Source organism: Neorhizobium phenanthreniclasticum (assembly GCF_040066075.1).
Taxonomy (GTDB): domain Bacteria; phylum Pseudomonadota; class Alphaproteobacteria; order Rhizobiales; family Rhizobiaceae; genus Neorhizobium; species Neorhizobium petrolearium.
The window spans coordinates 349,464-370,576 of record NZ_JBEAAL010000002.1 but is presented as its reverse complement, the minus strand read 5'-3'; the positions used below and the strand labels follow the sequence as shown (position 1 = coordinate 370,576).

16 protein-coding genes are annotated in these 21,113 nt (G+C 63.1%); 10 read left to right on the top strand and 6 right to left on the bottom strand.

Going from position 1 to position 21,113, the window contains the following annotated elements:
- Positions 1-5: 5 nt before the first annotated feature.
- A complete protein-coding gene (locus ABK249_RS05945; protein ID WP_348862420.1) occupies positions 6-1,226 on the bottom strand; it encodes a helix-turn-helix domain-containing protein in 1,221 nt (406 codons plus the stop codon).
- Positions 1,227-1,348: 122 nt separating this feature from the next.
- Between ABK249_RS05945 and ABK249_RS05940 the strand changes: the two genes are divergently transcribed.
- The 3 genes from ABK249_RS05940 to ABK249_RS05930 all read left to right on the top strand — a co-directional run bounded on the left by ABK249_RS05940 (position 1,349) and on the right by ABK249_RS05930 (position 3,269).
- Complete coding sequence (locus tag ABK249_RS05940) at positions 1,349-2,146, top strand: DUF899 domain-containing protein (RefSeq protein WP_037155932.1); 798 nt, start codon at positions 1,349-1,351, stop codon at positions 2,144-2,146.
- A gap of 5 nt (positions 2,147-2,151) precedes the next feature.
- Positions 2,152-2,406 carry a hypothetical protein gene (locus tag ABK249_RS05935; protein ID WP_348862419.1) on the top strand — a complete coding sequence of 85 codons (255 nt, stop codon included), beginning with the start codon at positions 2,152-2,154 and terminating at the stop codon, positions 2,404-2,406.
- A gap of 380 nt (positions 2,407-2,786) precedes the next feature.
- The gene (locus ABK249_RS05930; RefSeq protein ID WP_348862418.1) at positions 2,787-3,269 is read left to right on the top strand and encodes an Hsp20 family protein; all 483 of its coding nucleotides are present in this window, start codon (positions 2,787-2,789) and stop codon (positions 3,267-3,269) included.
- An 82-nt stretch (positions 3,270-3,351) separates the two neighbouring features.
- Here the strand turns inward: ABK249_RS05930 and ABK249_RS05925 are convergent, their stop codons facing one another.
- A complete protein-coding gene (locus ABK249_RS05925; protein WP_052183043.1) occupies positions 3,352-4,350 on the bottom strand; it encodes a bile acid:sodium symporter family protein in 999 nt (332 codons plus the stop codon).
- 87 nt (positions 4,351-4,437) lie between these two features.
- Between ABK249_RS05925 and ABK249_RS05920 the strand changes: the two genes are divergently transcribed.
- A complete protein-coding gene (locus ABK249_RS05920) occupies positions 4,438-5,304 on the top strand; it encodes a LysR family transcriptional regulator (protein ID WP_348862417.1) in 867 nt (288 codons plus the stop codon).
- Positions 5,305-5,316: 12 nt separating this feature from the next.
- On the opposite strand, the gene ABK249_RS05915 is transcribed toward ABK249_RS05920, so the two are convergent.
- A complete protein-coding gene (locus tag ABK249_RS05915) occupies positions 5,317-6,369 on the bottom strand; it encodes a threonine aldolase family protein (RefSeq protein WP_348862416.1) in 1,053 nt (350 codons plus the stop codon).
- Between the two features lie 472 nt (positions 6,370-6,841).
- Between ABK249_RS05915 and gltB the strand changes: the two genes are divergently transcribed.
- The 3 genes from gltB (at position 6,842) to ABK249_RS05900 (ending at position 13,521) form a co-directional block, all read left to right on the top strand.
- Positions 6,842-11,563: a glutamate synthase large subunit gene (gltB, locus tag ABK249_RS05910; RefSeq protein ID WP_037156141.1), complete on the top strand. Its 4,722-nt coding sequence runs from the start codon at positions 6,842-6,844 to the stop codon at positions 11,561-11,563.
- Between the two features lie 53 nt (positions 11,564-11,616).
- Positions 11,617-11,859 (top strand): hypothetical protein, encoded by a 243-nt coding sequence (locus ABK249_RS05905; protein WP_348862415.1) that lies wholly within the window; start codon positions 11,617-11,619, stop codon positions 11,857-11,859.
- Between the two features lie 207 nt (positions 11,860-12,066).
- Positions 12,067-13,521: a glutamate synthase subunit beta gene (locus ABK249_RS05900; protein ID WP_348862414.1), complete on the top strand. Its 1,455-nt coding sequence runs from the start codon at positions 12,067-12,069 to the stop codon at positions 13,519-13,521.
- 338 nt (positions 13,522-13,859) lie between these two features.
- Here ABK249_RS05900 and ABK249_RS05895 read toward each other — a convergent pair whose 3' ends face one another.
- Entirely contained in the window at positions 13,860-15,086 is a 1,227-nt protein-coding gene (locus tag ABK249_RS05895) for an SGNH/GDSL hydrolase family protein (protein WP_348862413.1), read from the bottom strand.
- A 71-nt stretch (positions 15,087-15,157) separates the two neighbouring features.
- Positions 15,158-16,306, bottom strand: coding sequence for a lytic murein transglycosylase (locus ABK249_RS05890; protein ID WP_244446943.1), 1,149 nt, complete (start codon positions 16,304-16,306; stop codon positions 15,158-15,160).
- 274 nt (positions 16,307-16,580) lie between these two features.
- Here ABK249_RS05890 and galU point away from each other — a divergent pair, with 274 nt between their 5' ends.
- Together galU and ABK249_RS05880 are read left to right on the top strand one after the other, a co-directional pair.
- Positions 16,581-17,468, top strand: coding sequence for a UTP--glucose-1-phosphate uridylyltransferase GalU (gene galU / locus ABK249_RS05885; protein WP_227703772.1), 888 nt, complete (start codon positions 16,581-16,583; stop codon positions 17,466-17,468).
- A 95-nt stretch (positions 17,469-17,563) separates the two neighbouring features.
- Positions 17,564-18,454, top strand: coding sequence for an ornithine carbamoyltransferase (locus tag ABK249_RS05880; protein WP_348862412.1), 891 nt, complete (start codon positions 17,564-17,566; stop codon positions 18,452-18,454).
- Here the strand turns inward: ABK249_RS05880 and ABK249_RS05875 are convergent.
- Entirely contained in the window at positions 18,444-19,964 is a 1,521-nt protein-coding gene (locus tag ABK249_RS05875) for an outer membrane beta-barrel protein (RefSeq protein ID WP_348862411.1), read from the bottom strand. The two genes, ABK249_RS05880 and ABK249_RS05875, sit on opposite strands and share 11 nt — an antisense overlap.
- A 144-nt stretch (positions 19,965-20,108) precedes the next feature.
- Between ABK249_RS05875 and ABK249_RS05870 the strand changes: the two genes are divergently transcribed.
- Complete coding sequence (locus ABK249_RS05870) at positions 20,109-21,104, top strand: KpsF/GutQ family sugar-phosphate isomerase (protein ID WP_348862410.1); 996 nt, start codon at positions 20,109-20,111, stop codon at positions 21,102-21,104.
- Positions 21,105-21,113 lie beyond the last annotated feature (9 nt).

The window sequence follows — 21,113 nt, the reverse complement described above, 5'->3', positions numbered from 1 at the left end:
CCAACCTAGCCGCTCGGCAGCGGGCCCGGGAGTAACAAGGTTGTCGGGAAATCCGGCACGGGCGGTGTCATCCAGCGGCGTGCCGGTCCGCGCCCGTAGGACTGCACCTTGCCCGCGGCCGCGAGCTGTTCAAGCGCCCGCTGCACGGTGCGCGGGCTCAATCCAAGTGCGATCGCGAGCGCCGAACTCGACCATGACTCGCCATCGGCGAGGAAAGCAAGCACCGCCGCATGCTGCTCCTCGACGGGCGGCGCCAGCACGACGACTTCCGAGGCGTGGCGCGGCACCAGCGCAAAGCCCCGCTTCGTCGCCCTGACATCCGCCAGCGTTAGAAGCTCCGCGCGAAGCCGCCCCATCTCGACGCGCAGCCGGGCGCGATGGGATTCGTCGGCATGCCTCGCCCGAAAGGCGCGGGCAAGCAGCGTGCTTCTCGATACATCCGCGGGCCAGGCTTCGGCCAGAGCACGCAGAAGCGCGAAGAGGACCGGGCGTGTCGCAAGCGGGACTATCGTTTTTTCGTCCCGCACGACGTTGCGGCATGCGTCCACGACGAGCGTGCCCGACGCCAGCAGCGATTCGACCTCGTCGAGCAGGAGAGGGCGTTCATCGCCGCGGGCGACCAGCCGTGCTGCCGGTGCGCTGAAGACGAGGGAGGCGCTTTCGACCTCGGCTATCAGTGCGGGGATCTTCGCTTCGATTGCGGCCTGTCCGGCCTCGGCAAGCGCTGCGCGCGCCGCCCTGGTCCGCAAGCGCCGGATCGCTATTCCTGCAACCGCCAGCGCGCGGGCGGCCGCTAATGCCGGAGGGAGCGGTATTGGGGCGAGGCCGGCGAGAATGCGTTCCGCTTCGTCGAGGCGGCCGATGAGGAGCAGGCGCCGGAGTTCGAGGTTCCGCGCATGGGCGGCGTTGAGGCCGTCGCCATGCGCCTCGAGCGTCGCCCGCGCCGTGTCAAGGGCCCTGGTGGGCCATGTGAGCTCGCGGGAGACGGGTGCAATCTCGGCTTCGGCGACGACACACCGGGCGCGGGCCACGGCCTCCCTCGAACCGAAGGCGCGCGCGGCACTTTTGAGAAGCATCTTTGCCCGGTCGAGCTCGCCGAGCTGCGCCATGGCAATGCCTCTCAGCGCAAGGGCGGGCGCATCGTCCCGCAGGGCGACGTGCTTCAATGCGCCGAGCGGATCTCCTGCTGCGAGTGCACGTGCCGCCGCGGTGATCAGCGAGTCCATCGGAATCCCGCCACACTTGTAACTCCCACCATCCCGATAACCGGACCTAGTTTATTCACGACCAGCAAGCAACCGCCGCACCGGAAATCGGGCGGCGGCAGGCAGTCAAATGGAGAAAAGCGATGATGACACATATGACCGGGACACGCGAAGAATGGCTGAAAGCACGGCTCGACCTGTTGAGGGACGAGAAGGAGCTGACGCGCAAGAGCGACGAACTGGCACTGCGGCGTCAGGAACTGCCCTGGGTGCGGATCGACAAGGAGTACAGGTTCGAGACCGAGAACGGGAGCGCCTCGCTGGTGGACCTTTTCGGCGGACGTTCGCAGCTTCTCGTCTACCATTTCATGTTCGGACCCGATTATACGGCTGGATGCCCGTCCTGCTCCTCGATCGCCGACGGGTTCAACGGCGTCGTCGTTCACCTTGAGAACCATGACGTGGCCTTTTCCGCCGTGTCGCGGGCACCGCTTCAAAAACTGCAGGCCTTCAAAGAGCGGATGGGATGGAGCTTTCCCTGGGCGTCCTCGAACGGCGGCGACTTCAACGCCGACTTCAGCGTCTGGTTCACCGCGGACCAGCAGCGCGAGGGCACGATCGAATACAATTTCCGCCGCGAGCCGCCGCTGGCGGGGCCCCCAGGAGGCCAGACCGTTCATGAATGGCAGCAGGGCAGCAGCGAAAGCCCCATCGCCCAGATCGCGGCTTCGACCGGGACCGATGTCGCCACCTATGCGCGCGACAGGCCGGGCGTCAGCGCCTTCGTGCTCGAAGACGGCGTCGTCTACCACACCTATTCCAGCTATTCGCGCGGACTGGATGGCCTGTGGGGCATGTATCAATGGCTCGATCGTGCGCCCAGGGGCCGCAACGAGAACGGTATCTGGTGGCGCCACCACGACAGGTATGGCAGGGGGTGAGGCCGATGCCACTCCACCGCAACAATGCGAAAGGGAGGCCGGTCTCCGGCTGGCTATCCCTTGCCGCGGCACCGACATTCGCCATCATGGCGCTGCTGACGGCCGCGACCGGCGGCGCGGACATGATCTGCTCCTCTGTGCACGACATGTCGCCGTTCGGCGGAATGGTGCCGATGTATCTGCTGATGAGCGTCTTCCATCTGGCGCCCTGGCTCAGGTTGCCTTTCGCCGGAGGAGGAACCGCTTCGGGCCGGTCCTGACGCGCCGTTCCGTAAGGAATTTGCGCCGGCGCGATCTGCCGGCGCAAAAAAGAAACCGGAACCGGCGGTTCAGGGAAAACCGCGCGGTCCCGGCAGAGGATGACTGAAGGGACGAATGACGTCTTCGGGAGGCAGTCCTGCTTCCCTGGTCCTGTTCTATCAAGTCGGTCCTGAACGTCACAGGAATCCCATGTTCATGCCCGGTTCATGCCGGCCGGAGGTTTCCGGAGGCGGCCCCGAAGAGGCCTTGAACGGCGAGAGCGCAATTCCCATCTTCATCCTGCGGGCGCCAAAAAGGGTCCGCGTGAACGGTCCGCCATCGCCATTACGGGAGGCGGAGCCAAACGAAAACCGCAACGTCGCTTCCCAAGGAGGACATCATGCGTCACGTCGATTTTTCCCCCCTTTACCGATCCACCGTCGGTTTCGACCGCCTCTTCAACCTGCTCGACAACCGTGGCACCGTTGAACAGGCCCCGAGCTATCCGCCCTACAATATCGAGCGGACCGGTGAAAACACCTATCGCATCACCATGGCTGTCGCCGGTTTCGACGAAAAGGAACTGTCGCTCGAAGCCCATGCCCATGTGCTGACCGTGAAAGGTGAAAAGAGCGAAGAAGAGGCCGGCGGCCAGAGCGAATACCTTTATCGCGGCATCGCCAAGCGCGCCTTCGAGCGCCGTTTCCAGCTTGCCGATCATGTCGAGGTCCAGTCCGCCTCGCTGAAGAACGGCCTGCTTCATATCGACCTTCTCAGGAATATCCCGGAAGCCATGAAGCCCCGCCGCATCGCGATCGCCGCGGAAGCCGGCGATACCGCGAAGACGATCGAGGCTCAGGTCACGCCGCAGCAGGTCAACTGACCCTCGGCCCTCAAGACCTCCAGTCAAAGCAGCAAGCCGAGTTTGCGGCCCTTCCCGATAACGGAAGGGCCGCTTTTTTGTTTCACGCGGCCGCCGGTTCCGCGGTCGTCTCCTTCGCCTTCAGACGATTTGCGTATTTCTGGGCGATGACGGCGCAGGCCATCAGCTGGATCTGGTGGAAGAGCATCAGCGGCAGCACGATCGCGCCGATCGAGGACGACTGGTTGGCGAAGATGGCGTTTGCCATCGGCACGCCGCTCGCCAGCGATTTCTTCGAGCCGCAGAAGGTGATGGTGATCTCGTCCTCTTTGTTGAAGCCGAGCGCGCGGCTGCCGAACATGGTGATGCAGAGCACCACTGCCAGAAGAGCCATGTCGACCAGGATGACGACACCGATATCGACGGCCGAGAAGGTGTGCCAGAGACCTTCCATGACCGCTTCGGAAAAGGCGAGATAGACGACCATCAGGATCGAACCGCGATCGACCGGGGCGAGTATCTTCTTCTTCGAGCGGATCCAGTTGCCGATCCAGGGCTGCAGGATCTGGCCGGCGACGAACGGCGCCAGAAGCTGTAATAGGATGCTTTCCAGCGCATCCCACGAAAAACCTCCGTCGCCGGTGGTCGAGAGCAGCAGGCCGGCGAGCAGCGGGGTCAGGAACATGCCGAAGATATTCGAGCCGGATGCGGCGCAGATCGCCGCCGGCACGTTGCCGCCGGCAATCGAGGTGAAGGCGATCGATGACTGCACCGTCGAGGGCAGCACGCAGAGGAACAGGATGCCGGCATAGAGCGCGGGCGGCAGGATATCCGACGGGATGAAGCCGATCGCCAGCCCGAGGAGGGGGAAGATCGCGAAGGTGGTGGCGAGGATGGTCAGATGCAGGCGCCAGTGCAGGAAGCCCGCCACCACGACATCGCGCGACAGGCGCGCGCCGTGCAGGAAGAACAGCAGGCCGATGGCGAAATCGGTCGCGACGCCGAACCACTCCGCCCACTGCCCATGGATCGGCAGGACGGAGGCGAGAATGACGGTACAGACCAGGAAGACCGTGAAACGGTCTGGCAGAAAACGGCTCATGAGCATGTTCCTCGCAATGAGGCTTTATCTCTCGCTTATCATGAAGCAGAATGCAAACATTAACAGTTATCACGAAGGCGGATAGCCATGCTGAACCTTCACCACCTGAACAGTTTCGTCATGCTGGAGCAGACCGGCAGTTTCACGGAAACCGCAGCCCGCCTCGGCATCGGCCAGTCGACCGTCACGCAGCATATCCAGCGGCTGGAGAAATCGCTCGGGCGGCAGCTCGTCTTCCGCGATACGCATCAGGTCAGGCTGACAGCGGAAGGCGAGGCGCTGCTGGGCTACGCGCGCGGCATGCTGGAGTTGAACGGCAAGGTCGCCTCGCTGTTCGGCGAAAGCCGGCTGAGGGGGCGATTGAGGCTGGGTGTTTCGGAGGACGTGGTGGCGAACCGGCTCACCGCCATTCTCGAGGATTTCATCCGGCTCTATCCGCTGGTGGATCTGGAACTGACCGTGGCGCTTTCCGCCGTGCTTCACCAGATGCAGGATGAGGGCGGCCTGGACCTCGTGCTCGCCAAGCGGCATGTCGGCGAGACGCATGGGCGGCTTCTCTATCGCGAACCGCTCGTCTGGCTGGCGCGCGATCCCGACCTCATTCTTTCGCGCGGCAACGCTCTGCCGCTCATCGCCTTTCCGCCGCCATCCATTACGCGGCGCGTGGCGCAGGAGGCGCTTGACCGGGAAAAGATGCCCTGGCGGATCGTCTGCACCTGCGAAAGCCTGAGTGGGCTTACCGCCGCGGCGCGAGCCGGCATGGGCGTGCTCGTGCAGCCGCGCAGCATGGCGCCTTCGGGCCTGAAGGAAATCCCGGCCGACCGGCTGCCGGTGCTGGAGGACGCGGAGTTCGTGCTGATCCCCCGGCGCGGCGCGGATGCCGCGCTCACGGAGGCGCTGTCGAGCCTGATCAAGGCGCAGATCGTGCCACAGCATCAGCGCAACGCGGCCTGATATTTGCGGTTGTCAGCCTGCCTTGCAGATCGACAGGAACTGATCGATGTCCTCCTCGGTCGTCGCGAAGCTGGTGACGAGGCGGATCAGCATCTCGTCGTCCTTCACCGGTTCCGGCATGGCGTGCGGTGCCGGCCAGTCGTAGAATTTTGCCCCCCTGGCCTGGGCGGCTTCGGCGGAGGCCTTGTTGAGCACGGCGAAAACCTCGTTGGAGGTCGTGTCCCAGGCAAGCCGCGTGCTGTTCAGCGAACGAATGCCGGCGCGCAGCCGATCGGCCATGGTGTTGGCGTGGCGCGCCATGCCGAGCCAGAGATCGTCCTGCAGATAGGCTTCGAACTGCGCCGAGATGAAGCGGGTCTTCGAAAAAAGCTGGGCGGCGCGCTTGCGGATGAAGGCGAAATCTTTCGCCAGTTCGGGATTGAAGAAGACGATCGCTTCGGCGCACCAGCAGCCATTCTTCGTGCCGCCGAAGGAGAGGATGTCGACGCCGCGCTTCCATGTCATTTCGGCCGGCGTCGTGCCGAGCGCCACCAGCGCATTGGCAAAGCGCGCGCCATCCATGTGGACCGGCAGGCCATTCGCCTTGGCGATGGTCGAGAGTGTTTCGATCTCGTCGAGCGTATAGATGGTGCCGCTTTCCGTCGCCTGGGTGAGGGTGACGGCGGCGGCGCGGCCGTGATGCAGCGAATCCTGCGGGAAGCCGGCAATGCCGCTCGCGAGGTTCGCGGGGTCCATCTTGCCGTTTTCGCCATCGACCGGAACCATGCGCATGTTGCTGAAGAAATCCGGCGCGCCGCACTCGTCTTCGATCACATGCGCTTCCGAATGGGAAAAAACGACGCCGCCGACACGGGCGACGCTCGCCAGCGAAAGCGAGTTGGCCGCCGTGCCGGTGGAGACGAAATAGACGGACACCTCACGCCCGAAAATCTCGTTGAAACGGGCTTCGACCGCTTTGTCCAGGTCGCTCGTGCCATAGGCGGCGGCGAACCGGGTCGATTCCCTGGAAAGACGTTCATTGATGGCGGGATGGGCGCCGGCCCAGTTGTCGGAAGCGAAGAACATGAAAGGACACCTTGGGAGAACTTTTGAAAAGGTCCGGCGCAGATTAGGCGTTTTGGCCTCACAATCAACGGTAAAGGCGCTCTCACCCCGCGGACCTATATCCAGGGCAATCATCTGAATATCACCAGACCTGAGAGGTAATTAAATTTCGCGCTTACGCGTTGCCCGGCAATCTCCTGTCGCGGCAAGCCTGAAATTTTCAAGCTACGCACTTGTGAACCATTCCAATCTGTGTCATAGAAAATGCGAATTAGGACAGATATGCTGTCCTAATTTCGGGAAATGAAGCGCTGGTTCGCCCCTCTTTTCCGCTGACGTCAACGCCGATCCGGGTTATGTTGCGCTGCAAAGCTGCAGCTGACGCTGGAGCGGCGCCATCGCGTGAAGCAGGGGTGGCGGGCAGTCTGTCATCCGAACGAGACAAATGAAAGCCACTTTGCCCGCTTCGACGCGGCCAACAGGAGGAATGACGATGACGAAGATGATCTCCCAGGTGCCCGGCCATCAGGCTCAGGCCTCCGCCGAGACGAAAGCACGCGTCCCCTTTGTCGCCTCCGGTGTGCCAATGCGCCAGGGTCTCTATGACCCCCGCAACGAGCACGATGCCTGCGGCGTCGGCTTCATCGCGCATATGAAGGGGAAGAAGTCGCACCAGATCGTCAAGGACGGCCTCTTCATTCTTGAAAACCTGACGCATCGAGGCGCTGTCGGAGCCGATCCGCTGATGGGCGATGGTGCCGGGATTCTCGTGCAGATCCCCGACCGCTTCTTCCGCGAGGAGATGGCGGCACAGGGCGTCACCCTGCCGAAGGCCGGCGAATACGCCGTCGGCCATTTCTTCATGCCGCGCGATGCCGATCAGATCGAACATTTCAAGAAGGTCATCGTCGATGTGATCGCGGAGGAGGGGCAGCAGTTTCTGGGCTTCCGCGAAGTGCCGGTCGACAATTCCTCGCTCTCCAAGGCGCCGGACATCGCCGCGACCGAGCCCTATCACCTGCAGGTCTTCATCGGCGCCGGTCGGGATGCCGCGACGAACCTTGAGTTCGAGCGCCAGCTCTTCCTCGTCCGCAAGGTAATCTCCAACCGCATCTACGACGCCTTCGGCGGCCAGGAGACCGGTTTCTATCCGGTCTCGCTGTCGTCCTCGACCATCGTCTACAAGGGCATGTTCCTGGCCTATCAGGTCGGCGCCTATTACAAGGACCTGTCGGACCCGCGTTTCGAAACGGCCGTGGCGCTGGTGCACCAGCGGTTTTCGACCAACACCTTCCCGTCCTGGAAGCTCGCGCACCCCTACCGCATGGTCGCCCATAACGGCGAGATCAACACGCTGCGCGGCAACGTCAACTGGATGGCGGCGCGTCAGGCATCAGTCTCCTCGCCGCTCTTCGGCGACGACATTTCCAAACTCTGGCCGATCTCCTACGAAGGCCAGTCGGATACGGCCTGTTTCGACAACGCGCTCGAGTTCCTCGTGCGCGGCGGATATTCGCTTGCCCATGCCGTGATGATGCTGATCCCGGAAGCCTGGGCCGGCAACCAGTCCATGTCGAAGGACCGCAAGGCCTTCTACGAATACCATGCGGCGCTGATGGAGCCGTGGGACGGTCCGGCGGCGGTCGCCTTCACCGACGGCAAGCAGATCGGCGCGACGCTCGACCGCAACGGTCTGCGTCCGGCCCGCTACGTCGTCACCGACGACGACCGCGTCATCATGGCGTCCGAGGCCGGTGTCCTGCCGGTGCCGGAAGAGACCATCATCAAGAAGTGGCGCCTGCAGCCGGGCAAGATGTTGCTGATCGACATGGAAAAGGGCCGCATCATCTCCGATGAGGAGGTGAAGAGCGAGCTTGCGACCAAGCATCCCTATCGCAACTGGCTCGACCGCACGCAGCTCATCCTGGAGGACCTGAAGCCGGTGGAGCCGCGGGCGCTGCGTCGCGACGTGTCGCTGCTCGACCGCCAGCAGGCCTTCGGCTACACGAGCGAGGACACCAAGATACTGATGTCGCCGATGGCGACGACCGGCCAGGAAGCGATTGGCTCGATGGGCACCGATACGCCGATCTCAGCGATGTCGATGAAGTCGAAGCTGCTCTACACCTATTTCAAGCAGAACTTCGCGCAGGTGACAAATCCGCCGATCGACCCGATCCGCGAGGAACTCGTCATGAGCCTCGTGTCCTTCATCGGTCCGCGTCCCAACATCCTCGACCATGAGGGCATGGCGAATGCCAAGCGTCTGGAAGTGCGCCAGCCCATCCTGACCAACGGGGATCTGGAAAAGATCCGCTCGATCGGCCACACGGAAGACCGCTTCGATACCAAGACGCTCGACTTCACCTATGACATCGAGCGGGGCGCCGAAGGCATGCCGGAAATGCTCGACCGGCTCTGCGAGCGGGCGGAAGCGGCGGTCAAGGGCGGCTACAACATCATCGTGCTTTCCGACCGGCAGATCGGACCGGACCGTATCGCGATCCCGGCGCTGCTTGCGACCGCGGCCGTGCACCATCACCTGATCCGCAAGGGCCTGCGCACGTCCGTCGGCCTCGTCGTGGAATCCGGCGAACCGCGCGAAATCCACCACTTCTGCTGTCTTGCCGGGTTCGGGGCGGAGGCGATCAACCCCTATCTCGCTTTCGACACGCTGGTCGACATGCACGCCCGCGGCGAATTCCCGAAGGAGGTCGATGCCCAGGAAATCGTCTATCGTTACATCAAGGCGGTGGGCAAGGGCATCCTGAAGGTCATGTCCAAGATGGGCATTTCCACCTACCAGTCCTATTGCGGCGCGCAGATCTTCGACGCCGTCGGCCTGTCGTCGGAACTGGTCGAGAAGTATTTCTTCGGCACAGCGACGACGATCGAAGGCGTGGGTCTGAAGGAGATCGCCGAGGAAACCGTCACCCGTCACCATGCGGCATTCGGCAAGGACCCGGTTCTGGCCTCGACGCTCGATATCGGCGGCGAATATGCCTATCGCATGCGCGGCGAAAGCCATGCCTGGACACCGGATGCCATCGCCTCGCTGCAGCATGCGGTGCGCGGCAACAGCCAGGATCGCTACCGCGAATTCGCCGAGATGGTGAACGAGACATCGTCGCGGATGAACACGATCCGCGGCCTCTTCAAGATCAAGGCGGCGGGCGAGATCGGCCGCAAGCCCGTCCCGATCGACGAGGTGGAGCCGGCTGCGAACATCGTCAGGCGTTTCTCCACGGGGGCGATGTCCTTCGGCTCGATTTCCCGCGAGGCGCATACGACACTGGCGATCGCCATGAACCGGATCGGCGGCAAGTCGAACACCGGCGAGGGCGGCGAGGAGAGCGATCGTTACATGCCGCTGCCGGACGGTTCGATGAACCCGGAACGATCGGCGATCAAGCAGGTCGCTTCCGGCCGCTTCGGCGTGACCACCGAATACCTGGTCAATGCCGACATGCTGCAGATCAAGGTGGCGCAGGGTGCCAAGCCCGGCGAAGGCGGCCAGCTGCCCGGCCACAAGGTGGATGCGACCGTCGCCAAGACCCGGCATTCCACGCCGGGCGTCGGCCTCATCTCGCCGCCGCCGCACCATGACATCTATTCGATCGAAGACCTGGCGCAGCTCATCTACGACCTGAAGAACGTCAACCCGACCTCGGACATTTCCGTCAAGCTTGTCTCGGAAGTGGGTGTGGGCACGGTTGCGGCGGGCGTCGCCAAGGCGCGCGCCGACCATATCACTGTCGCGGGCTTCGACGGCGGCACGGGCGCTTCGCCGCTCACGTCGCTGAAGCACGCCGGCAGCCCGTGGGAGATCGGCCTTGCGGAAACCCAGCAGACGCTGGTTCTGAACGGGCTTCGTTCGCGCATCGCGCTGCAGGTCGACGGGGGCCTCAAGACCGGCCGCGACGTCATCATCGGCGCGCTGCTCGGCGCCGACGAGTTCGGCTTCGCGACCGCGCCGCTGATCGCCGCCGGCTGTATCATGATGCGCAAGTGCCATCTGAACACTTGTCCCGTGGGCGTCGCTACCCAGGACCCGGTCCTGCGCAAGCGCTTCAAGGGCACGCCCGAGCACGTCATCAACTATTTCTTCTTCGTGGCCGAGGAAGTGCGGGAGATCCTCGCCTCGCTCGGCTTCACCAGGCTCGACGACATCATCGGCATGTCGGAACTGCTGGAGAAGGACGGAATGCTCGCTCACTGGAAGGCCAGGGGGCTCGACTTCACGAAGATCTTCCACAAGGTGGAAGCTCCCAAGGAAGCGACCTACTGGACGACCCGCCAGAAGCATCCGATCGACGACGTTCTCGACCGCAAGCTGATCGAAAAGTCGCAAGCGGCACTTGAAAGCAAGGAACCGGTGGTCTTCGAAGTGCCGATCAAGAACGTCGACCGTTCCGCCGGTGCGATGCTGTCGGGTGCGCTTGCCAAGCGCTGGGGTCACAAGGGACTCAAGGACGATACGATCCATGTGACGCTGCGCGGTACGGCAGGCCAGTCCTTCGGCGCCTTCCTTGCTCGCGGCATTACCTTCGATCTGGTGGGGGATGGCAACGACTATGTAGGCAAAGGCCTGTCCGGCGGCCGGATCATCGTGCGCCCGCCGGAAAACTCGAAGCTCGCGGCGGAGAACGCGATCATCGTCGGCAATACCGTGCTTTATGGTGCGATCACCGGCGAATGCTATTTCCGCGGCGTGGCGGGCGAGCGCTTTGCGGTGCGTAACTCCGGCGCCATCGCCGTCGTCGAAGGCGTGGGCGACCATGGCTGCGAATACATGACCGGCGGCATTGTCGTGGTTCTCGGCGAGACGGGGCGCAATTTCGCGGCCGGCATGTCCGGAGGCGTGGCCTATGTGCTCGACGAAAGCGGCGATTTCGCCAAACGCTGCAACATGGCGATGGTCGAACTCGAACCGGTGCCGGAAGAGGACGACATGCTGGAGAAGCTGCACCATCACGGCGGCGACCTCATGCACAAGGGGCGCGTCGACGTTTCCGAGGACATGACGCGCCACGACGAGGAGCGCCTCTACCAGCTCATCTCCAACCATCTGCACTACACGGGCTCGAACCGCGCCAAGGAAATCCTCGATCGCTGGAGCGAGTACCGGCCGAAATTCCGCAAGGTCATGCCGGTCGAGTACCGGCGTGCGCTGGAGGAAATGGAGCGCATGCGGATGGGGATCGCGGCGGAGTAGTTAAACTGTCGGCGCCTTATGTTATGAGTTCTCAACTTATGATGGAGGCGCCGATGGGACCAATTGCGAAAGAGCACAAAGGTAAGATCATCAGAGAGGGCAAGCGTCGTCTCGTTGCTATTCCGGATGACTTCTTTCTCGAAGGAGAGAAGATCATCATCCGTCAGGAGAGGGATGGAGCCATTACAATCCATCCTGCGGAAGAGGCGGCATGTGAGGCCATGTGGGACAAGTTTAATCCATTCGTTGAATGGGAAAATGGCACCTGGCCAGAGACGGTGAAACCTTTCGAATAACTGGCTGGCAACAGTGAAATTAGGAAAGTGGTTATGCGCATTGCCCATGGACTGGTTTCTCTGGTTGTTGCCGCCGCAGTTCCTGCAGCGATTTACCTGTCGAATGGTACGCTGGGACTGGAATTCATCGCACTGGGGGCGGGCCTAGGCCTTGCCTACTGGTATTGGGGGCCTTTGGCTCTGTAGTTTAGGTGTGAGGGCAAGCGAGTGGGCAAGGTAACGGGTTTCCTGGAAATCGACCGGCAGGTGGCGAAGTATCAGCCGGCCTCCGACCGCATCCGCCATTTCCGCGAATTCACGATCCCGATGTCGGATGCGGAAGTCACCAAGCAGGCGGCGCGCTGCATGGACTGTGGCATTCCCTATTGCCACGGGCCGACCGGGTGTCCGGTTCACAACCAGATCCCGGACTGGAACGACCTCGTCTACAACAACAAGTGGGAGGAGGCGATCCGCAACCTCCATTCCACCAACAACTTCCCGGAATTCACCGGCCGCGTCTGCCCCGCCCCTTGCGAGGAGGCCTGCACGCTCAATCTGGAGGATGCGCCGGTTGCCATCAAGACAGTCGAGCAAGCGATCGCTGACAAGGCCTATGAATTGGGCTTCATCGCGCCACAGCCGGCGACCGTGCACACAGGCAAGAAGGTCGCGATCATCGGCTCCGGCCCCGCCGGCATGGCTGCGGCCCAGCAGCTCGGCCGCGCCGGCCACGACGTGCATGTCTACGAGCGCGAGTCGAAGCCCGGCGGGCTCCTGCGCTACGGCATTCCGGACTTCAAGATGGAGAAGAACTTCATCGACCGGCGGGTCGAGCAGATGAAGGGCGAGGGCGTGACTTTCCATACCGGCGTCAATGTCGGCGTGGACATGCCGGTCGAAAAGCTGCTTTCCGATCACGATGCGGTGCTTTATTGCGGCGGTTCGGAAACCCCGCGCCCGGCCGGCATTCCGGGCGCCGACCTGCACGGCGTCTATGACGCGATGCCCTATCTCGTGCAGCAGAACCGCCGCACCGGCCGCGAGAATATCGACAGCGTCGCCTGGCCGTCCGATCCGATCCTCGCCGGCGCCAAGCATGTGGTGGTCGTCGGCGGCGGCGATACGGCGTCCGACTGCGTCGGCACGGCATTCCGGCAGGGCGCCGTCAAGGTAACCCAGCTCGACATCCGCCCGCAGCCGCCGGAGAAGGAAGACAAGCTCGCTGTCTGGCCCTTTTGGGCGACCAAGATGCGCACCTCGTCGTCGCAGGCCGAAGGCGCCGTGCGCGAATTCCAGGTGGCGACGCTCGAATTCATCGGCGAAGACGGCCAGCTTACCGGTGTGCGCTGCTGCGAAGTCGACGAGCGCCGCAAGCCGATCGCCGGCACGGAATTCATCATCAAGGCCGACCTTGCCTTCATCGCGATCGGCTTTTCCGGGCCGCTCAAGGAGGGCGTGCTGACCGAGCTCGAAGGCAAGCTCGATGTCAATCTCGACCGGCGCGGCTCGACCAATGTCGTTGCCAACGACCGCGACTACAGGACCTCGGTCGACAAGTTCTGGACGGCGGGCGATGTGCGCCGCGGCCAGTCGCTGGTCGTCTGGGCGATCCGCGAAGGCCGCCAGGCGGCACGGGCGATCGACGAGGCGCTGATGGGAAGCTCTGTATTGCCGCGGTAAGTTCGGTAATGGGGGCTTGTCCAAGCCCTGCTTTCGGGGCTGGTGGAAATTCCGTTAAGCCGTAACAAGTCCGCCCCCCTCTAGCCTGCCGGCCATCTCCCCCACAGGTGGGGAGATCGGCTGGACGCACCGGTTTCCCCAAACAAGAGGCGTACTGTTCAACAGATGGCCTGCTGCGACGGAAATAACGAGAGAGGCGGGAAGGCCGGGCCGCTTGTAATCTCCCCACCTGTGGGGGAGATGGCCGGCAGGCCAGAGGGGGCGGACTGCTCCAAAGTTACGATATGGGGTCTTCCCAATTCGTGTAGGAAGAGAGGCGGTTACTGCCGGCCGGTAGCTCACTGCGCCGCTGGAATCCGATAATCATCGATCCGTCCGGCCGGGGCAGGGGCAAGTTCTCCCCGCTTGACCAGTTTGTCGCGCGGCGTTTCCACGAGGATCGAGGGAAGTGGTGCCGCGCCGAGCAGGTCCTTGCCGCCGTCAAGCTCGGGGTCTGACAGGCTGATCGGATGGGTCGGGACAGCTTGACCGGGCGCGGCCGGCAGCGCGGACAGGGAGGGCAGACTGCTGGAATCAAGCTTGACGACGTCGGGGCTCGCCATTTCCCCGAGATGCCGGCGGACCAGTTTCTCGACATAGAAGGCGAGCTTCTGCTTGCCGGCCTTGGTGAAGGTAATCCCGTCGGAACTGCGCAGCCGCGCCTGTTGGCCGTTAACGTCCGAGCCCGTCAGGATGAACTTGCCGTCCTCGTCCACGAAGCCGTCCCAGATATCGACGAATTCGCCTCCCGCCTTCTCCGTTTGGCTCCGGTAGATGGCGTTCAGCGTCACCGCATCGGCCATCATGGAGGGCGACTGGAACGAGGGCAGGCCGACCCAGAGCAGCGGCAGCTTCCGGGAGGCGACGATGCCGGCGAGCTCTGCCACGCGCGTCTCGTATTCCTTGAACCAGGCCTCGCTGCGAAACTTTTCGCGCGTGCCGCCGATCTGCATCTGCTGGCGATCGTTGGCGCCGACCATCACCACGACGATGGCGGGCTTTGCTTCGTCGAGCATGGCCGGCAGTTCGGCCGACCAGTCGAAATGATCCTTGCGGACGAGGCCGGAGGAACCGTCGCTGCGTTCGACGACGGCGACGCCGGGAGACGTCGCGAACGCATTCTCCAGTTCGCTGCCAAGGCCGCCGGCCATGAAGTCGCCGACCACGAGGATCTGCCTGGCGTTCTCCAGCTTCGCGACGGGCTCGGGGGCGGGAGGTGCGACCGGCTGCGGCGGGCGCGGCGCCGCGGCGCGGCGAGGGGCCGGTTTGCGCGGCCGTGGTTTCACCTCGATGATCGAGCCGTCACGGTTATAACGCCGACGGGGCGCACGCTCGTAAGGTTCGTATCGCTCGTAGCGCTCATAGCGGGGGCCGCCGAACAGCAGGTCGAAGAGGTTGCGCCGCGGGGCCGGCTCCTGGGCGGTGGCGGGCGAGGTACCGAACGGCAAGGCGAGCAACAGCGCAAGCAAAACCGCGCCCAGACGAGCCCAACCTCCTTGTCCGCTGGTTTTCCACAAAGCCTTCATGCCTCGTACGCCTCGCACGCTCTACAGGTGCTGGACCATCGGAAAACCATGTGGAGCACTACGCCTGCTTGTCAACGCAAAGCTTCGAGAAGCTGCCGTGAGGGTTCGCCGCTTTGCTGCATGCCGAGCCGCTTCTGGATCTCGGAAATGGCTGCCTTCGAGCCGGAGCCGAAATTGCCATCGACCTCGCCGTTGTAATAGCCGAGCTCCTTCATGCGCGATTGCAGCTCGAACTTCTGCCTGATGTCGAGCGTGCCGTCCGGACGCGGCCATGCCTGCTGCATGCCGCCGTAACCGGCGATCTCGTCGGCGAGCAGGCCGACGGCGAGCGCATAGCTGTCGGCGGCATTATATCGCTTCACCACGAAGAAATTCTTGAGCATCAGGAAGGCCGGGCCATTCGTGCCGGCCATGAGCTTCAGTTCTGCGCGATCCGCGCCGCGCGGAAAGCCCTTGCCGTTCGGACGGGCGAAACCAAGCTTCGCCCATTCGGCCAACGTTTTGGTCTGGCCTTCGTAACGCGCGCCGCTTGCCGGAACTGCCGTTTCGTAACCCCAGGTCTTGCCTGATTGCCAACCGTTCTTGGCGAGCAGGTTGGCGGAGGTCGCAAGCGCATCCGGCACCGAATGCCAGATGTCGCGCTTGCCGTTGCCGTCTGCGTCGACGGCGTAGAGCAGGTAGCTGGTCGGAATGAACTGGGTGTGACCCATGGCGCCTGCCCAGGAGCCGGTGAGCTGCCTCGGTGCGACATCACCGGACTGGAGAATCTTCAAGGCTGCGACGAGCTGCTTGCGGGCATAATTGGAGCGCCTCGAATCACCCCATGCAAGGGTCGCAAGCGCTTGCGGGATGTGGTGCAGGCGCTCGGGATTGTCCAGTGCGGCGCCGTAATTGGATTCCATCGACCAGATGGCAAGCAGGATGTGCTTGTCGACGCCGAAATGCCGTTCCAGGGCGTTGAGCGTGGAGCCATGCCTTGCGGCCATCTCGCGACCGATACGCACGGTATAGGGATTGACGCGGGAATCGAGATAGTCCCAGATCTTCGATTTGAACTCCGGCTGGAACTGCGCCTTTTCGAGCACGTCCCGGTCGGGTTCGGTAATGCCGGCAAAGGCTCTTTCATAGGTGGAACGGGAAATCCCGCTCTTTGCGGCAGTCGGGTAGAATTTTGTGATCCAAGCCTTGAAACCGGCGTCAGCCTGGGCATCTATCGGCATGCTTGCGACAGCGAACCCAGCGCACAGGGAGAAAACAAATCCGCGCAAGAGGTTGGTGCGAAGTATCTTCATCGGCAGTCGTGTCCATTCTTCCTTTAACCAAGCCCGAAGGCGAGAGTGGCATGCGGCTTAACGATGTAATAACAGAATACGGTCAACAAATTCTTTACCATGGAAATCCGGCCAGCGGCAGTCTTTGCGAAACGGTAGCAAATCGACGCTAGAGGACCGGAATCGAACAACTCGCACGATGATGTGCTTTCAGGAGGCATGAGTGGCACAACAACAGAAGATCCGTAAGGCAGTGTTTCCCGTCGCAGGTCTGGGCACGCGCTTCCTGCCCGCGACCAAAGCGGTGCCGAAGGAAATGCTGACCGTGGTGGACAAGCCGGTCATTCAGTACGTGGTGGACGAGGCGGCGGAAGCGGGCATCGAGCATTTCGTTTTCGTGACCGGTCGCGGCAAGGCCGTTATCGAAGACTATTTCGACATCCAGTACGAGCTGGAACAGATGCTGCGCGAACGCAACAAGAATGCCGAGCTGACACTGCTCGCCGGCCTTCTGCCGAAGGCGGGCACGGCAAGCTTCACGCGCCAGCAGGTGCCGCTCGGGCTTGGCCATGCGGTCTGGTGCGCCCGGGACATCGTCGGCAGCGAGCCCTTCGCGGTGCTCCTGCCCGACATGATCATGTCGGCCGAGAAGGGCTGCCTCCGGGGGATGGTGGAGCTTTACGAGAAGACCGGCGGCAATGTGCTCGCCGTGCAGGAATGCGATCCGGACCAGGCGCATAAATACGGCATCGTCGGCGTCGGCGAGGCGGTCGGCAACGGGTTCAGGATCACGCAGATGGTGGAGAAGCCGCCGAAGGGGACTGCGCCGTCCAATCTCTACATCAACGGCCGCTATATCCTGCAGCCGGAAATCTTCAAGATCCTGGAGACCCAGGAGCGCGGCGCCGGCAACGAGATCCAGCTCACCGACGGCATGCTGACGCTCGCGAAGAGCCAGGAGTTCTCGGCCTACAAGTTCACCGGCGAGACCTATGACTGCGGCGCCAAGGATGGTTTCATCCTGGCGAACCTCGCTTTTGCCCTGCAGCGCGCCGATATCCGCCCGGCGATCGAGGAGCCGCTCAAGGCGCTTATCGCATCGCTGAAGTAGGACGGGAGAGGCCGGAACCTGCGGCCGGAATGTCGGAAGAACCCCTTGTGGCCCTGCTGTAAGGGGTTCTCCCTTTTTGGAGATGCATATCGACCATGGACGTCCAGGCAGACACGGATTTTCTCGAATTCCACGACCTGCCGGCGGAGATCGTCCTGGCGGTCCTTGCCCGTGCCGGCGAACTGGCGCAGGCTTGGCGCGCGCGGCGGATGCCCCGGAGCCTTTCCGGCAAGCGCATCGCGCTCATCGTCGATGATGGCGGCTGGCGCAACACCACGGCCTTCGATCTCGGCATCCAGGCGATGGGCGGCTTCTGCATCGACGCGCCGGTGAGCCTTGGCGGACGGGAGGCGATCGCCGACCTCGCAGGCTATCTCGACAACTGGTTCGACATGATCGTCATCCGCACGCGGGAGCTTGCCGGACTTCGCGAACTCGCGGCGAATGCCAAGGCTCCGGTGATCAATGCGCGGACACGGTCGAACCATCCCTGCGAGACGCTCGGCGATCTTGCCTATATCAGCAGCAGGCGGGGCGGCATCGAGAGATTGAAGATCGCCGGTGTCGCACCGGACGCCAATATACTTCGGTCGTGGGTCGAGGCATCGATCTCGCTGCCCATCGAGGTGGTGCAGGTTTTTCCGCAGAGATGGCATATCCGGGAGCCGGCGCTCGTCAACCGAAATTTCCGGGTCAGCGAGGATATGCGCGAACTTGAGGATGCCGACGTTATCCTGACGGACTCGTGGCCGGGCGGGGCGGAAGAGAGCGCGCTCGCCGATTATCGGATATCGGCGGCGATTCTGGACGACTGCCGTGCCGACGCGATCTTCATTCCCTGTCCGCCGGTCATGCGGGGACAGGAGGTGACGGCGGATGCCATGCTTCATTCCGTCTGTCAGAGCACTCCGGCGAAGGCATTTCTCCTGCATGCCCAGAACGCGCTCATGGAATGGATCGCCGGCCGGCCGGATATCACCGCTTGACGGTAAGCCCGACGCCGGCGCGGACGATGCGTTCATCGGAACCGCCGCCATCCGCCTGCTCGTATTCCACGTCGCCGGTCAGGTCGAGATAACGGTTGATCGCCCAGGTAAGACCGGCGCCGGCCACCCAGACGGTCTCGTCGCTGCCGCCGCTTGAGAAATCGCGGTAGGTGGAGCTTCCGGTAAGGCGCGCCACGAGATGATCGCGCATTTCGTGCGTCAGTCCCGCGGTTGCCTGATATTCCACCCAGCCGCTCTGGCCCGGCGTGGTGGAATCCTGCACCGTTGTGCGCAGGCCGAGATTGACATCGGTGCCACGCTGCGGCGACCAGATCGCATTGCCGTTGAAGGTGATCGCGTTCACCGATTTCAGGCGGCTGTCCTCGTAATCGACGAACTCGTAGCCGGTGCCGATCTCGCCGCGCAACTTCTCGCCGAAATCGAATTCCACGCCGCCGCGTGCCGCATAGCTCTGCGAGGAGCGGGCGTAACCGGAATTGTCGCGCTTCTGGTCGTAGAATGTGTGGCCGGTCGCCACTTCGACGTAAGGGATCAGGGCCGGCGAGAACTCGTAGCCAAGCCGCAGCCTGCCGTCGATACCGCTGCGGTTGCGATCCTTCATGCTCACGACGGTGCCGTCCGAGAGTTTGGCGTCGGTATAGATGGCACGGGAAAGATCGAGTGCGGCGGTGCCATGGATTTTACCGAGATCGCGCTCCACCGAGAGGCCGCCGGTAAATTCGTTGACGCCCGATTGGGTCGTGGCGCCACCGATCGCGTTCGGGTCGTAGTCGTCTTCGCGGGTGAAGCTGTAGCCGCCCGTGATATGGGCGATGGTATCGTCGGCAAGATCCAGCCGCAGATCCGCATCGATGTTGGCTTCTGGCCGTTCGCCTTCGTCACCGCCGCGAAAGTTGCGCTCAAGGGTTCCTTCGCCGGTCACCGTCAGTGAATGGCGCGACCAGTCGGAGGAGAGGGTGCCGCGGATTACCGTCGAGAAGTAGTCGCGGCGACGCTCGCTGCCATTGGAACGGGTGATTTCCGTGTTGACGCCGTTGGTGACCGTGGGGCGGAGGAGAAAGCTGCCCAGCCGGATGCCGGTCGGATCACCCGGCTCGCGCGGCTGTTCCCGCGCGTCGATGGGCTCCGCGCCGGGATCGAGCGGCTGCTCGTAGGGCTGGTTCAGGTCTTCCTCGTAAGGCGGTTCCTGATCGGCATCCGGAACGGGGCCCGGTACCGCGCCGGTTGCGACATTCGGGTCGTCCCGGTTCGGATCGTCGGCAGCACCCGCCGTGCCGCTGGCCGGCTGGGTCCCCGTACCTCCGCCGAGGGTGGTTTGTGAAGTCGGTGCCGTGGCGTCCGCCACGGACGGCAGGGAGCCGCCCTGCGGCGGAAAGGGGCTGGTGGTCTGGGCGACGGCCGGCGTGGCAAGCGCTGAGCAGGCAAACAGCAAGCCGGCCGCCGTCCGGCGCCGTTCACGCGTCCTGCCTGTTCTCGTGATGATCTTCATCGGCCCGCCTGGCGATCGGAATGCTTACCCAAACGTAAAGCGATGTAGTTAACGTTTGGTTGCGGTGCCGCACCAAGCCGGGAATGTCGCCGTTGCGGTGCAAAGTTGATGGACTTCGAATATAAAAAACGCTAAGGCTTCACCATGATCAAGAGAGCTTTGCAACTCGTCGAACATGATGTCGTCGACTCTGCGCTGAGGACCATTGCCTTTGGAAAACAAGGGCTTGATGCGCTGGATAATGCCCTCCAGAATGGCTTGGGCGATCGCTTTCGCAATGCAGTGGAGATCATCGGTGGCATCGATGGCCGGGTCATCGTGACCGGGGTCGGCAAGAGTGGCCATATCGGCCGGAAGATCGCTGCGAGCCTTGCATCGACCGGCACGCCCGCCTTCTTCGTCCATCCCGTGGAAGCCAATCACGGCGATCTCGGCATGATTGCCACCGGGGATGTAGTGCTGGCGCTTTCTTGGAGCGGCGAGACCGCAGAATTGCAGGGCATCGTCTCCTTCACCCGGCGTTTCTCCGTTCCGCTGATCGCGATGACCGCCGGCGAGGTTTCGACGCTCGCGCGGGAGGCCGATGTCGTGCTGCTTCTGCCCAAAGAGCAGGAGGCCTGTCCGCATGGTCTTGCGCCGACCACGTCGACGCTGATGCAGCTTGCCATGGGTGATGCGCTCGCCGTCGCTCTTCTGGAAGCGCGCGGTTTCTCGGCAACCGATTTCCGTGTCTATCATCCGGGCGGCAAACTCGGCGCGATGCTCTCGCATGTCAGCGATCTCATGCATACCGGTGACCGGATTCCGCTGGTGAAGAAGGGCGTCACCATGCCCGAGGCCATTCAGGAGCTGTCGCGCAAGCGTTTCGGCTGCGTCGGCGTGGTCGATGAGGAAGGATGCCTTTGCGGCGTCGTCACCGATGGCGATATCGCCCGGCACCTGGACCTCGACCTCCGTCAGACGCCGGTCGATGACGTGATGACGACAAGCCCGAAGACGGTCGGCAAGGAAACGCTCGCGACGGCGGCCATGGCGCTTCTCAACAAGCACAGCATCGGCGCGCTCATCGTCATCGACGCGGAGCGCAAGCCTGTCGGCATCGTGCATTTCCACGATCTCCTGCGCGTCGGCGTCGCCTGATTCCGGAAA